General features: G+C 63.3%; 10 protein-coding genes and 1 pseudogene. 3 read left to right on the forward strand and 8 right to left on the reverse strand.

Annotated features, from left to right (window positions below; genetic code table 11):
• The first annotated feature begins 135 nt into the window (after window positions 1-135).
• Both BLS26_RS14900 and BLS26_RS14905 read left to right on the forward strand, forming a co-directional pair.
• Window positions 136-1,461: an MFS transporter gene (locus BLS26_RS14900; protein ID WP_092512269.1), complete on the forward strand. Its 1,326-nt coding sequence runs from the start codon at window positions 136-138 to the stop codon at window positions 1,459-1,461.
• A 12-nt stretch (window positions 1,462-1,473) separates the two neighbouring features.
• Complete coding sequence (locus BLS26_RS14905; RefSeq protein WP_092512271.1) at window positions 1,474-2,094, forward strand: cupin domain-containing protein; 621 nt, start codon at window positions 1,474-1,476, stop codon at window positions 2,092-2,094.
• Between the two features lie 7 nt (window positions 2,095-2,101).
• On the opposite strand, the gene ilvD is transcribed toward BLS26_RS14905, so the two are convergent.
• From ilvD to BLS26_RS14925, 4 genes are all read right to left on the reverse strand, one after another.
• Window positions 2,102-3,946: a dihydroxy-acid dehydratase gene (gene ilvD / locus BLS26_RS14910; RefSeq protein ID WP_092512273.1), complete on the reverse strand. Its 1,845-nt coding sequence runs from the start codon at window positions 3,944-3,946 to the stop codon at window positions 2,102-2,104.
• Window positions 3,947-4,150: 204 nt separating this feature from the next.
• Complete coding sequence (locus BLS26_RS14915; protein WP_197681339.1) at window positions 4,151-5,461, reverse strand: MFS transporter; 1,311 nt, start codon at window positions 5,459-5,461, stop codon at window positions 4,151-4,153.
• A 53-nt stretch (window positions 5,462-5,514) separates the two neighbouring features.
• On the reverse strand, window positions 5,515-6,708 hold the full coding sequence (locus BLS26_RS14920) for a CaiB/BaiF CoA-transferase family protein (RefSeq protein ID WP_092518078.1): 1,194 nt from the start codon (window positions 6,706-6,708) through the stop codon (window positions 5,515-5,517).
• Between the two features lie 195 nt (window positions 6,709-6,903).
• Window positions 6,904-7,833, reverse strand: coding sequence for a glycine reductase (locus BLS26_RS14925; RefSeq protein WP_092512275.1), 930 nt, complete (start codon window positions 7,831-7,833; stop codon window positions 6,904-6,906).
• 312 nt (window positions 7,834-8,145) lie between these two features.
• Between BLS26_RS14925 and BLS26_RS14930 the strand changes: the two genes are divergently transcribed.
• A complete protein-coding gene (locus BLS26_RS14930; RefSeq protein ID WP_157676452.1) occupies window positions 8,146-9,105 on the forward strand; it encodes a tetratricopeptide repeat protein in 960 nt (319 codons plus the stop codon).
• A gap of 6 nt (window positions 9,106-9,111) precedes the next feature.
• Here BLS26_RS14930 and BLS26_RS36760 read toward each other — a convergent pair whose 3' ends face one another.
• The 4 genes and pseudogenes from BLS26_RS36760 to BLS26_RS14945 form a co-directional block, all read right to left on the reverse strand.
• On the reverse strand, window positions 9,112-9,393 hold the full coding sequence (locus BLS26_RS36760) for a hypothetical protein (RefSeq protein ID WP_244541945.1): 282 nt from the start codon (window positions 9,391-9,393) through the stop codon (window positions 9,112-9,114).
• A gap of 342 nt (window positions 9,394-9,735) precedes the next feature.
• Window positions 9,736-9,945: pseudogene (locus BLS26_RS37240) on the reverse strand (hypothetical protein); the annotation flags it as partial.
• The gene (locus BLS26_RS14940) at window positions 9,912-11,093 is read right to left on the reverse strand and encodes an alpha/beta fold hydrolase (RefSeq protein WP_092512281.1); all 1,182 of its coding nucleotides are present in this window, start codon (window positions 11,091-11,093) and stop codon (window positions 9,912-9,914) included. The gene BLS26_RS14940 and the pseudogene BLS26_RS37240, both read right to left, overlap by 34 nt.
• A 61-nt stretch (window positions 11,094-11,154) precedes the next feature.
• On the reverse strand, window positions 11,155-12,948 hold the full coding sequence (locus tag BLS26_RS14945) for a potassium/proton antiporter (RefSeq protein ID WP_092512283.1): 1,794 nt from the start codon (window positions 12,946-12,948) through the stop codon (window positions 11,155-11,157).
• Window positions 12,949-13,131 lie beyond the last annotated feature (183 nt).

Below are 13,131 nucleotides of genomic sequence, written 5' to 3' on the forward strand. Positions count from 1 at the left end.
GTCCGACTGCAGTGCGTCAAACGGCCTGTTGGCATACGCATCGGGAAAGCCCCCGCGCTTGTCCCGGAGCGCGCCATAGTTGCGCTGTAAACCGGTGCAAGCCTTCCCGAAAATACCGAACGGGAGGCCACCGCCATGGAAGACGTCGAACGGCGTGCAATCGGCAAGGTGATGCGGCGGCTGATACCGTTTCTGATCCTGTGTTATTTCGTTGCCTATCTCGATCGCGTCAATGTCAGCTTCGCCAAGCTGCATATGAACCAGGCGCTAGGTTTCAGCGAGGCGGCATTTGGCCTTGGCGCCGGGCTGTTCTTCATCGCCTATTTTCTGTTCGAGGTGCCTTCGAACCTCTTTCTGGAGCGGGTCGGCGCGCGGGTCTGGATTGCGCGCATCATGATCTCCTGGGGGATCGTCTCGGCCGCGTTCGCCTTCATCCCATCAATATCAGGCGCAACCGGCGCTTCGAACGAAACGGTGTTCTATACGCTTCGCCTGTTGCTCGGCGCATGCGAGGCCGGGTTCTTTCCCGGCATCATCTTTTATCTGACGCTGTGGTTCCCGGCGGTCTATCGCGCGCGCGTCATCAGCTTCTTCATGCTGGCGATCCCGATTTCATCCATCGTCGGCGCGCCGATCTCCGGCATGCTGCTGAACCTTACCGGCTGGGGACTGGAAGGCTGGCAATGGCTGTTCATTCTGGAAGCGTTACCGTCGGTCCTGGTGGGGCTCGCTGTGCTGTTCTATCTCACCGATTTTCCGCACCAGGCGCGCTGGCTGCAGCAAGACGAGATCGCCTGGCTGGAGAACGTGCAGGCAACCGAGAAGCGGAACAAGGAGCAGGTCGAGCATCTCTCGCTGTTCCAGGCCCTCACCGATATCCGCATCCTGATGTGCGCGCTCGTCTACTTCTGCTTGAATGCGGCAAGCTACGGCGTTGCGTTCTTCCTGCCGACCATCATCAAGAACTTTGGGGTGAGCGATACCCAGACCGGATTGCTGGCGGCGCTGCCGTTTATCTTCGGCGGCATTGGCATGGTGCTGCTCGGCCGGCATTCAGACCGCACCATGGAACGAAAGGGCCATGTCGCGGTGGCGTTGCTGATGGCTGCGGTCGGAATTGGATTGTCCGGGCTGGTTTCCCATCCCGTCATCGTCATGGCCCTGCTCTGCTTCGCGCAGATCGGCGTCTCCGCGGTGCCACCGATGTTCTGGCCGCTGCCGGCAAGCTTCCTGACCGGCGCCTCCGCCGCCGCGGGGATCGCCGCGATCAACTCGCTTGGCAACCTCTCGGGCTTCGCCGGTCCGTTTGCGATGGGCTACCTGAAGGATCTGACCGGCAACTTCACGGTCGGCCTGCTGCTGCTCGCCGGATGCGCCGTCATTGGCGCTGCCGTGGTCATGAGCTTGCGCATCGACGTGCGGCGCGAGCAGGCATCGGGTGAGGTCGCATTGGCGCATTAGGAGAGAATGGCCATGAACGGCCCCCCGGCAGAACCCAGACGCGTCAAATTAATCGGGCTTTGTTGTTGGGCCGTCGCGGCGATGTTGCTGTTGCCGTCCGCGGCGCTCGCGCAAAAATTCGAGATCAAGTCGGTTGCCGAGAAAAAGATCAGCCAACTGCCGACGGGACCGTTGTTCTGGCGGATCGAAAACTTTCCGACACTGGCACAGGCCGAGGCGGCCGCGGGCCCGACCGGATTGGCGGCCGAAGTGGCAGGCAAGGTCTGGCTGTTTACGCTCGGCGCCAAGGGCGGAGCATCTTCAGGCGGCAGCACGGTGGCCGAGATCGGGCCGGTCCCACCGATCACCGCACCGGAATATCTGCTGCGCATCAACAACACCGGAGGCCCGCCAGGGGTCAAGACACCGGTGCACACCCATCCGGGGTCAGAGACCTTCTACGTGCTGACCGGACAGTTGAGCCAGAAGAGCCCGCACGGCGAAAGCCATGTCGACGCCGGCCAGTCGATGCCCGGACACGGGCCGGGCATGCCGATGGAAGTCTCGAGCAGCGGAACCAGCGATCTGAACGCGCTGGTCATGTTTTTCGTCGACGCCACGCAGTCGTTTTCCACGCCGGCAACGATGCCGTGAGGAAGGCTTATTCGGGCACCACCCGCACCGCGCCGCGCGCGGCGCTCGTGGTCAGCGCCGCATAGGCCTTCAGCGCCATCGTAATCTTGCGGCTGCGCTTCTTGGCGGGCTTCCAGGCATCCGCGCCGCGGGCCAGCATGGCTTCGCGCCGCTTCGCCAGCGTGGCATCGTCGACCTCGAGGCTGATCGAACGCGCGGGGATATCGATCTTGATGCGATCGCCGTCCTCCACGAGGCCGATCAGGCCGCCTTCGGCGGCTTCCGGCGAGAGGTGACCGATCGAGAGGCCCGATGAGCCGCCGGAGAAACGGCCATCGGTGACGAGCGCGCAGACTTTTCCGAGGCCCTTCGATTTGAGGTAGCTGGTCGGGTACAGCATCTCCTGCATGCCGGGACCGCCGCGCGGGCCTTCATAGCGCACCACGACGACGTCGCCGGGCTTGATCTTGTTACCCAGGATGCCCTCGACCGCGGCGTCCTGGCTTTCGAAGATCCGCGCCGGCCCCTCGAACTTCAAGATGCTGTCGTCGACGCCGGCGGTCTTCACGATGCAGCCCTCGAGCGCAATGTTGCCCGACAGCACCGCAAGGCCGCCATCCCTGGAATAGGCATGATCGAGATCGCGGATGCAGCCGGTCTCGCGGTCGGTATCGAGTTCCTCGAACCGGCGCTCCTGGCTGAAGGCCACCTGCGTCGGCACGTTGCCCGGCGCGGCCATGAAAAACTTCCGGACGCTCTCGCTCTTGGTGCGCTTGATGTCCCAGCGCGCCAGCGCGTCTTCCAGCGATTTGGCGTGCACCATCGGCAGGCCGCGATTGAGCAGGTTGGCGCGATCGAGCTCGCCGAGGATCGCCATCACGCCGCCGGCGCGATGCACGTCTTCCAGATGCACGTCGGCCACCGACGGCGCCACCTTGCACAGCACCGGCACCCTGCGCGACAGCCGGTCGATGTCCTGCATCGTGAACGGCACTTCGCCCTCATAGGCGGCTGCCAAGAGATGCAGCACCGTGTTGGTCGATCCGCCCATCGCGATATCGAGGGTCATGGCGTTCTCGAACGCCTTGAAGCTCGCGATCTTGCGCGGCAGCGCGGTTTCGTCGTCCTGCTCGTAATAGCGGCGCGCCAGATCGACGATCAGGTGGCCGGCTTCGACGAACAGACCCCTGCGGTCGGCATGCGTCGCCAGCACCGAGCCGTTGCCGGGCAAAGCAAGACCCAGCGCCTCGGTGAGGCAGTTCATGGAATTGGCCGTAAACATGCCGGAGCAGGAACCGCAGGTCGGACAGGCCGAGCGCTCGATGGTCTCGACGTCGGCATCGCTGACGGTGGGATCGACCGCCGCGACCATGGCGTCGATCAGGTCGACCGCGCGGAGTTTGCCCTTGATACTGACCTTGCCGGATTCCATCGGGCCGCCGGAGACGAACACGGTCGGGATGTTGAGCCGCAGCGCCGCCATCAGCATGCCCGGCGTAATCTTGTCGCAGTTGGAGATGCACACCATGGCGTCGGCGCAATGCGCGTTGACCATGTACTCGACGCTGTCGGCGATGATCTCGCGCGACGGCAGACTGTAGAGCATGCCGTCATGGCCCATGGCGATGCCGTCATCGACCGCGATGGTGTTGAACTCCTTGGCGACGCCGCCGGCGGTCTCGATCTCGCGGGCGACGAGCTGGCCGAGGTCCTTGAGATGGACATGGCCGGGCACGAACTGGGTGAACGAATTGACCACGGCGATGATCGGCTTGCCGAAATCCTCGTTCTTCATGCCGGTGGCGCGCCAGAGGCCGCGGGCGCCCGCCATGTTGCGGCCGTGGGTCGTGGTTCGGGAGCGGTAGGCGGGCATGGTGTGTCCTCTCGGCAGTTCAGCTTTTTGGCAATTCGGTGCGGGCGTCTTTTAGACGGTGATTTCAATCGGTTAAACGTGCCCCTGCGCAGGGGCGCTATGCACGCACCCCGGCGGGGCGGGCCCTTTGGGGGTGATACAGGCCGGGACTTGCGGGTTCAAGCCGGGGTCCCGGCGTCGAATGGTCACCGCAGGCGCCCCCAATCAGACAATCTGCCCGTCGGCGGTCGCGATCAGGCCTTTGGGAACCAGCCAGATCGCCGGCAGCATCAGGGCGTAGACGGCGGTGATCGCGATGACGCAGACGTCAAAGCTGCCGAAATGATCGTAGAGGTGGGTGCCGAGCAGATCGCCGAACCGCGAGACCACGTAATAGAGGCTGGTTGCCAGCATCAGCGTCGTGCCCTGCAAACCCCTGGGGCATGAGCGCATGATCAGATCCAGATAGGCGCCGGTGGCAATGCCGCCCATCAGTCCGATCGGCACCGCGGCGATCAGGGCACCGGTCACCGAGTGGATGAAGATCAACGGCACCATCTGCGGGACCGCGATCACGGTTCCCCATACCAGCAGCGTTCTCAGCGCAAACTTGCGGCACAGGATTCCATAGATGATGAAGGTCGGAATGAAGGAGGCGGCGAAGATCGCGTTCCATTGGCCCCATTGCGCATCCGAAGCATGCAGGGCGTTCTGCAAATGGTATTGCAGCGGCGTGGCCGAGCCGGGCGCGAAATTCCACAACAGCCAGATCAGCATCGCCGGATAGATCGGCCAGTGCCGCACCAGCCGCTTGAGGTCTGCGATCGGATGCCGATCGTCTGCGTATTCGACACGGACGTTGTCGTACACGTCACCCGGACGCCACAGCGCGTAAGCGGCGACGCTGAACATGATCGCGGCGCCAACCAGAAACAGGATGCGGACGGCTTGATCGGAGCCCTTGTCTTCGAGCAGGCCGCTGAGCGCGCCGCCGGCGAGCAAGGCGGCGAAGGTCGGGACCGACAGAAACACGTTCCACGCCGCGCTGATCTGCCCGGTCATCGCATGCTGCTGGCCGATCACGGCCGTCAGTCCGTTCTGGGCGCTGGAGACGAACAGGAAGGAGACGGTGAGGACGATCACGGCGACCAGCAGCGCCAGGTAGCTGATCGGGATGAAGGCGAAGACGACATAGAGCAGTGCGCTGATGACACCGAACAGCAGCATGAATCCGCGGTCCCGCATCCCGAACGGATTCCAGATGTCGCGGAGAAAGCCGAACGCGAAGGCGAGGTAGAGCGGGATCGCGGCGATGAGCCGGAAACCGGCGACCTCATGCGCCGGCAGATGCAGCTTGTTCTTCAACAGGAAGCTGATCGGAATATCGATCAGGCCGCCGGCGGGGCTGCCGAAGGCCAGCATGAGGATCAGGATGCCGAGATAGAGAAAGATTTTCCGCCGCGCCGGACCGGACAGGACCGTGGGCGCGACAGCAACGTCTGCCGTCATCGTCTCAGCCCGGTCGATCGTGGTCATGACACGCGCCTCCGCAGCCAGCGGCGACCGGTACCGTGATTTTCGCTCCCCACCTAGACAATTTCACGCGCGCGCAGGTCCGCGATCGCGCTCTTGTCATAGCCGAGCGAGGCCAGCACCTCCTCGGTATGGGCGCTGAGCGCGGGCGCCATCCGTTCGAGCCGGCCGCCGCCATGGGCAAGCTGAAAGCCGCTGCCGGCAAAGCGCAGCCGGCCGTAGGGCGTATCGATCTCCTGGAGGGCACCGCGCGCGGCGATTTGCGGGTGATCGATCACTTCCTCGACCTTCCAAATGCTGGCGCAGGGTGCGCCCGCGGCGTCGAGGATCTTCTCCCACTCGCGCGGGGCCTTTTTCGACAGCGCCTCCTCGATGATGGCCCGCAGCGCCGGCTCGTTTTCCTGCCGGGCAAACCAGTCGACGAAGCGCGGGTCTTCCAGCGCATCGGCACGGCCGAGCGCGGTCATCAACCCGCGATACTGCTTCTCGCTGTTGACCGCGAGCAGCAGGTAGCCGTCACCCGCCTTGAACAGGTTGGCGGTCGGCCGGCGGCTGACGGCCTGGTTGCCGGAGAGTTGCTGGCGATGGCCGGCGACCGAATAGTCCGCCACCTGTCCCGACAGGAACGCCAGCGTCGCCTCCAGCATGGAGACGTCGACCAATTGCCCCTTGCCTGTATGAGTCCGCTGGAACAGCGCGCTCGACACGCCGAACGCCGCGGTTGCGCCTGACAGGACGTCGCAGACCGCAAAGCCCGCGCGGGTCGGCCCGGTCGCCTCGTGGCCGGTGATCGACATGATCCCCGACAGCGCCTGGATCTTGCCGTCATACCCCGCACCCAATCGTTCAGGGCCGGTCTGGCCGAAGCCCGAGATCGCGCAATAGATCAGCCGGGGATTGATCGCCGACAGCGCCGCGTAGCCGATGCCGAGCTTGTCCATCACGCCGGGGCGGAAATTCTCCATCACCACGTCGGCCTGCGCGGCGAGTTGCTTGACGATGGTGATCGCCTCTTCCTTCTGCAGGTCGAGCGTCAGGCTGCGCTTGTTGCCGTTGATCGCCTGCCAGCCCGGCGCGAGGCCACGGTCGGCCCATTCGCGGCTCAGTGGCGTGCGGCGCATGTCCTCGCCCTCGCGCCGTTCCACCTTGATGACGTCGGCGCCGAGCAGCGCGAGCTGGTAGCTCGCATAGGGGCCGGCCAGCACCTGCGTGAAGTCGAGAATCTTCACGCCTTCGAACGGTCGGGTCAATGGATGTCCTCCTGCGAGCGTCATTGCGAGCCAACGGGTCGGCGCGAAGCGCCGCCCGATGATAAACTCCGCGAAGCAATCCATCTCACCACGTAAAGGAAGAATGGATTGCTTCGTCGCTTCGCTCCTCGCAATGACGAAATGTGAGGGGCCGATCGTTGTTGCGATGGCCCGATTGTTGTTATTGATGCCGCCTCACGCGGCGCGGTTGCCGCGCGCGATCTCTTTCTGCTTGTCGAACTCGGCGCGGCGCCGCGCCAGTTCTTCCGGGCTCATCTGCGCGACGTTGTTGTAGTCGAGCTTCCAGGACGCATCCTCGCTCCAGCGCAGCGGCGACTGCATCGTGGTCCGCGCGCCGGACGCGGACTCCAGCAGGCCCAGCGCCAGTTCGAGTGTCAGCGCCTGCGAAGAGACGCCCTGCGGCTTACCCGCGGAGTTGCCGAGCGGGAAATCGTTGAACAGAAAGCGCGGCACCGCGGCGTGCTCGATGATGTCCTTGGCGCAGCCCATCACGACTGTCGAGATGCCGTTGGCTTCGAGATGACGCGCCACCAGCGCGGAGGTCTGGTGACAGACCGGGCAGTTCGGCACGATCACCGCAACGTCGACCTTGTCGGCGAGGCAGCGGGCGAGAATTTCGGGCGCATCGATATCGATGGTGACGCGATGGCTGCGATTGGTCGGCGCGCCGAAAAAGCGCGGCGCGACCTCGCCGATCCGCCCCGCGGCTTTCGCCTTCAGGAGCTGCGGCAGCGGAAACCAGGTGCCGCTGTCGGTCGCTGACGTGTGCTTGCGGTCGTAGCCGATATGCGAGATGCGCAGATCGTGCTGCTTGGAGGTATCGCCGTCGTAGACCTGGTAGAACTTGGCGCCGCCGTTATAGGCCGCACCGGGGCCCTGATCGCCCTTGGCGGGATCATATTGGGCCGCCGTGGTGACGATGGTGACGCGCGACTGCGCCAGCGGCTTCTTCAACGGCTGGAACGGCGCATCGATATAGTGTGCCCAGCGGTACGGCGTGGTGTAGCCGATCGCGGTGTAATAGTCGCGGGTCCGCTGCATGTAGGGAACCGGAGAATCGTAATCGGGCGCGAAGCCGAGCTGGTCGTCGAGGGGGCCGGACATTTGCTGTCTCTCCTGCGTTTCCACCGTGGGGCCGCCGGGCGGCCTCTTGGCTTAAGCTAGTGATAGTCGGCGGTTTGCTCAACAGCGGAAATAGCAACCCAACCCTCCGCAGGGTCATTCCGGGACGGTCCAATGGTCCAGACCTCAGGGGTGCAATTGCAGCCCGGGGCATCTCCACTCTTGTCCAGTTGAACATGAACCAGAACAACAAACACCGACACATATTTCAGGATACCAAAGTTCGCTCAAGGAGGTTTCATGGGCCCGACGGATTGGAGATTTTGGAGCGCGCTTTGTGCCGCGATGATGCTCTTGAATCATGCAGCCGCCGCCGACCCGTGTGATACTCTGAGAGACCCCGAGCCTCGGATCATTGCCTGTACACAGAGCATCAATTCCGGGAATTGGACCGGACGCAATCAGGCGATAAACTACACCAATCGAGGCAATGGCTATCGCGACAAGGGCGACCTGGACCACGCCATCGCCGACTTCGATGAGGCGATCCAGATCGATCCCAAACACGTCATGGCCTTCAACAATCGAGGTGTCGCCTACAACTACAAGGGCGACGTCGATCACGCCATCGCCGACTACAATGAGGCGATCCGGATCAATCCCAAATTCGCCATGGCTTTCACCAATCGAGGTGCCGCCTACCGCGACAAGGGTGACATCGACCGCGCCATCGCCGACTATAGTGAGGCGATCCGGCTCGATCCCGGCGTTGCCATTGCCTTGTACAATCGAGGTAACGTTTATCGCGACAACGGCAAGATCGACCGCGCCATTGGCGACTACAGCGAGGCAATCCGGCTCGATCCCAAATACGTCATGGCCTTCAACAATCGAGGTCTCGCCTACATCGACAAGGGCGACATCGAACGCGCCATCGCCGACTACGATCAGGCGATCCTGATCGATCCCAAAGCCGCCATCGCCTTCAGCAATCGAGGTGTCGCTTATCGCGGCAAGGGCGACCTCGACCGTGCCATTGCCGACTACGATGAGGCTATCCGGATCGATCCCAAAAACGCTCTGGCTTTCAACAATCGCGGTAACGCCCATAGCGGCAAGTGCGACTTCGATCGCGCCATCGCCGACTACAACGAGGCGATCCGGATCGATCCCAAATACGCTAGGGCCTTCTACAATCGAAGTACCGCTTATCGCGCCAAGGGTGACCCAGACCGCGCCATCGCCGATTACAATGAGGCGGTTCGGCTCGACCCCAAAGACGCCGTCAACACTCAGGAATTACGGTCACCGTAATCCCGGTCACTGACGTCCCGGCCGCTTGAGTTCGGCAACCTTGTACTTGTTGCCGGCGGCGAGGCTGCTGCAGTACCACCAGATTTCATTGTTTCGCCAGCCGACGAACAGCCCGTGGTCCCTGCACTCATAGTAGGTTTTGAAGTTGCGCACGTTCCGGCACGTCGCCGAGAAAATGTCGCCGGTCGTGGAGCAACCGTTCCAGGGTTGGTTGCCGTACTTGAAGCTCGTCTGGCAACCATCGGTGCAGTTGCTGCTGGTTCTCTCCAGCTCGGCAAACTTCGCCATGGTCGAACCTGGCGCAGGCGGTGGCGTTGGTGTGGCCGTTCGAACCGGCGCCGGTGCGGGTGCTTGAGCGGGTTTTTCAGCGGCCGGTACGGTCCGGTGCGATGTAACTGTGGTCACCGTCTGCCTCTGCCGATGTGACCTCGCCACCGGCTTCGGCGCCGTGACCGTGATTCCGGGAAGCGTGGTGGCTGGTGCGGTTTGCGACACCGCGGTGCCGCTCAGCAACGAAGTTGACACGATAACGATGGCGAGACGCGCGATAAAGGTTGACGACAATCTCATGACGACGTCCTCCCGAACCCGGGACGGACATGCCATCCCAATGAATGCACGGCTCATAGGCTAGCCAACGTTTCTGAATTCGACCACCAAGGATATCGCAGAGCTTCGTTGCGAGACTCGCGCCCTAACCCCGGCGACCGACGACCAGATCTCCGCCAACTTGAACTTTTGCAGCGCCAGCTCGGCGCCTTCCTTCGGCGCGCGGTCGAGATGAATGTCGAAATAGTCCGATAATGTCAGCTTGGCCCGCTCGTCGGCGACAGCGGCTCCTGCTTTATCCAGCGTGCAATCCTGGGCCAGTACTCTTCGAGAACCAGTCTGCCGATGAAGAGGCCGAGATGATCGCTTGGTGCCAGCTCACAGGGAATGCTCTCAGAGGGCGTCCCGGCAAGTCGCGCCAATGCGAATAGTTGCTGGGGGGCGACCACCGCGTCGACGTTCCCGGCAAGAAGAAAGATCGGAAGCCGCAGATGCGAGAGATCAATCTTTTGCCCCAGGGCAATGAATTCACCGGTCGCCAGTTCGTTACGCTTGTACAATTTCTCGACTACCTCGAGATAATAACGTCCGGCCAGATCGAGCGTCCATGAATTCCAGTTGTTGAAGGTGGCTTCGAGCCGCGCGAACTCCGGTGAGCCAACCGGTGCAGGCGTCTGCAGCGATCGGTGGGTCTCGTGTGCGTCAGGCCTGTCAGCACCCCACAGCCTCGAAATATGGCGGCCGATCGCGCGACCGCCGCCCATTCTCACCAGTCCCTGGAAAACGGCCAGCGGCGTTGCGTCGGCGAGGGCCGACAATCCGGATTGCTCTGCAGCGATGTCGACCGGCGCTCCTGCCAGGACGAGCTTGCGTACCTTGGCAGGGAAACGGGCCGCATACAGCAAGGATAGCCAGCCGCCCTGACAAAGCCCCACCAGATCGACCAATCCATCGAGATGATCGACCAAAACGTTGAGATCGGCCAGATAGTCGTCGATTCCAAGAAACTGCATGTCAGCGCTCGCCGAACGCCATTCGACTGCCAGCAGCCGGTCAACGCCGGCGGATCGAAGCGCGGCAACGAGGCTGTGGCCCGCCGCGAGGTCGACGAGAACCGCTCCATGCAGCGCAAGCGGCGTACAGAGGAGAACGGGGGTGCCACTCGCCCCGCTCGTGAAATCCCGGAGACGTACGGAATTCAACTCAAGTGTGATCGTACCCGGCGTCGCCCCTTCCGGCTCTTGAGACGCGCTGTCGGCAGCGGCGTCGCCCGAGAGCGTCAGAATTTGCTCCGACATGAGCGAGGCAATTTCGCCCGCGGAAGCTGCAGCAAGAGCCGGCCAAAACATCGCATACGGGAACTGAGATCCTAGGCGCCAATCCATCTGACATGCCCGGTTTGACCGGGCCATATTGCGCCCGATTAAACTCAAATGCATTCGCCGCGTGGGTCAACCGGGTCGAAAAACCTTGAGAGGTTCCGGCGGCAGGATATCCGCCCTACACCCCCGCCACCGACGACCAGATCTCTGCAAGCTTGCGCTTGAACTTTTGCGCGCGCGTCAGCGGCACGGTCTCTTCCTCGTCCTCGGGCAGGCGGAGGCCGACGACATTGACCCGGCCGCCGCCGATGCTGCGCGCCACCAGGACGATGGGATCAAGCACGAGCTCGGCACCTTCCTTCGGTGCATAATCGAGATGGATGTCGAAATAATCTGCCAGCGTCAGCTTCGCCTGATCCTCTGCCACCGCGACACCGTAGATCTCGGCCAGTTCGCCGAGCGTGTGTTCGCCCAGGACGACGAAATCGCCGAGCATATGCGGGTCCGGCGCCGTACTCGGGGCCATGTCGACAAAGAAGCGATCCAGCGCTTCGGCCTTTTCCGGCGGCGCCAGCAGGTAGATGTAGTCGCCGGCCGCGACCGGGTCGGCCTCGGTCGGCGTCAGAATCCGCTCGTCGCGGATCACCAGCGTCGGCTTCGACCAGGACGGAATCAGGCCACGGCGGAAATACAGGCTTTTTGCCCGGACGGGATAGCCGACCAGTTGCTGCTCGAGCTGGCCCGGCAGATCCAGCTCGACACGCCGCGGCCCGCGCTCGGCGCGCGGCAGCGCCACATGCAGGCGCCGCGCCGCCGGCGCCAGGGTCCAGCCCTGCAGCAACAGCGAGATGATGACGACGACAAAGGCGACGTCGAAATAGAGATAGGCTTTCGACAACCCCACCAGCATCGGGATCGAGGCCAGGAAGATCGCGACCGCCCCGCGCAGGCCGGTCCAGGCGATGAAGACCTTTTCCCGCCAGTTGAACTTGAACGGGGCGAGACACAGGAAGACCGCGACCGGACGGGCGACCAGCATCAGCGCGAACGCGACGATGACAGCGGGGCCGGCGCTGCCCAGCAAACGATGCGGCGACACCAGCAGCCCGAGCAGCACGAACATCACGATCTGCGCCAGCCAGGTCGCGGCGTCGAGGAACGTCACCACCGAATTATGCGCCCGCGTCGGCCGGTTGCCGATGATGATGCCGGCGAGATAGACCGCGAGAAAGCCCGACGCATGCGCGATCTGCGCCGCGCCGAAAATCACCAGCGCCGCCGTCGTGACGAACGGCGCATGCAATCCCTGCGGCAGCGCCACCCGATTGAGCGCCAGCACGACAAGCCGCCCGCCGATCACCCCCACGACCGCGCCCAGCAAGGCCTCGCGGGCGAATTCGAGCACAATATGCGCCAGCGAGCTTTCGCCGCTGGAAATGTATTCGACCAGCATCAGGGTCAGGAAGATTGCGAACGGATCGTTGGTGCCGGATTCGGCCTCCAGCGTTGCGCCGACGCGGGGACGCAAGCGAAGGCCCTGGGTATGCACCAAGAGGAACACCGCGGCGGCGTCGGTGGAGGCAACCACCGCGCCGACCAGCGAGGCTTCGGTCCAGTTGAGATCGAGCGCATATTTGGCGACCGGTGCGGTGATCAGCGCGGTCAGGAGCACGCCGATCGTCGCCAGCACCATCGACGGCGCCAGCACGGTGCGGATGCTCTGAAACCGGGTTTTCAGGCCGCCGTCGAACAGGATCAGCGCCAGCGCCACCGATCCGACCAGATAGGTGGTGCGGACGTCGTCGAACTGCAGCCGGCCGGGGCCGGAATCGCCCGCCAGCATGCCGATCAGCAAAAATACCAGCAGCAGCGGCGCGCCGAAGCGCAGCGCGAGCAAGCTCGACAGGATCCCGGCCATCACCAGAGCCGCGCCGAGGAAGACCGCTATGCTGACTGAGTCCAGTGACGCCATGAATTCTCACAAATCATTGCAAATACTTGCGATTGCATCCTTATCGTTGCCACACTTCGACGCCAACCCATTTTATGGCGGGAGCGGCAAAGTGCCCGATTTACCGGCCTAACTCACGCTCCCGGCATGTCGTATCGATGGCGCCGCCGGCGCGCTTATGGGATTCTCGCCGGTATTCGAATC

The organism is Afipia sp. GAS231 (genome assembly GCF_900103365.1).
In the GTDB taxonomy this organism is placed as follows: domain Bacteria; phylum Pseudomonadota; class Alphaproteobacteria; order Rhizobiales; family Xanthobacteraceae; genus Bradyrhizobium.

Coding starts and splice junctions, on each gene's coding strand:
- BLS26_RS14900 (WP_092512269.1), top strand. CDS start 136: ATGGAAGACGTCGAACGGCGTGCAATCGGCAAGGTGATGCGGCGGCTG.
- BLS26_RS14905 (WP_092512271.1), top strand. CDS start 1,474: ATGAACGGCCCCCCGGCAGAACCCAGACGCGTCAAATTAATCGGGCTT.
- ilvD (WP_092512273.1), bottom strand. CDS start 3,946: ATGCCCGCCTACCGCTCCCGAACCACGACCCACGGCCGCAACATGGCG.
- BLS26_RS14915 (WP_197681339.1), bottom strand. CDS start 5,461: ATGACCACGATCGACCGGGCTGAGACGATGACGGCAGACGTTGCTGTC.
- BLS26_RS14925 (WP_092512275.1), bottom strand. CDS start 7,833: ATGTCCGGCCCCCTCGACGACCAGCTCGGCTTCGCGCCCGATTACGAT.
- BLS26_RS36760 (WP_244541945.1), bottom strand. CDS start 9,393: ATGGCGAAGTTTGCCGAGCTGGAGAGAACCAGCAGCAACTGCACCGAT.
- BLS26_RS14940 (WP_092512281.1), bottom strand. CDS start 11,093: ATGCATTTGAGTTTAATCGGGCGCAATATGGCCCGGTCAAACCGGGCA.
- BLS26_RS14945 (WP_092512283.1), bottom strand. CDS start 12,948: ATGGCGTCACTGGACTCAGTCAGCATAGCGGTCTTCCTCGGCGCGGCT.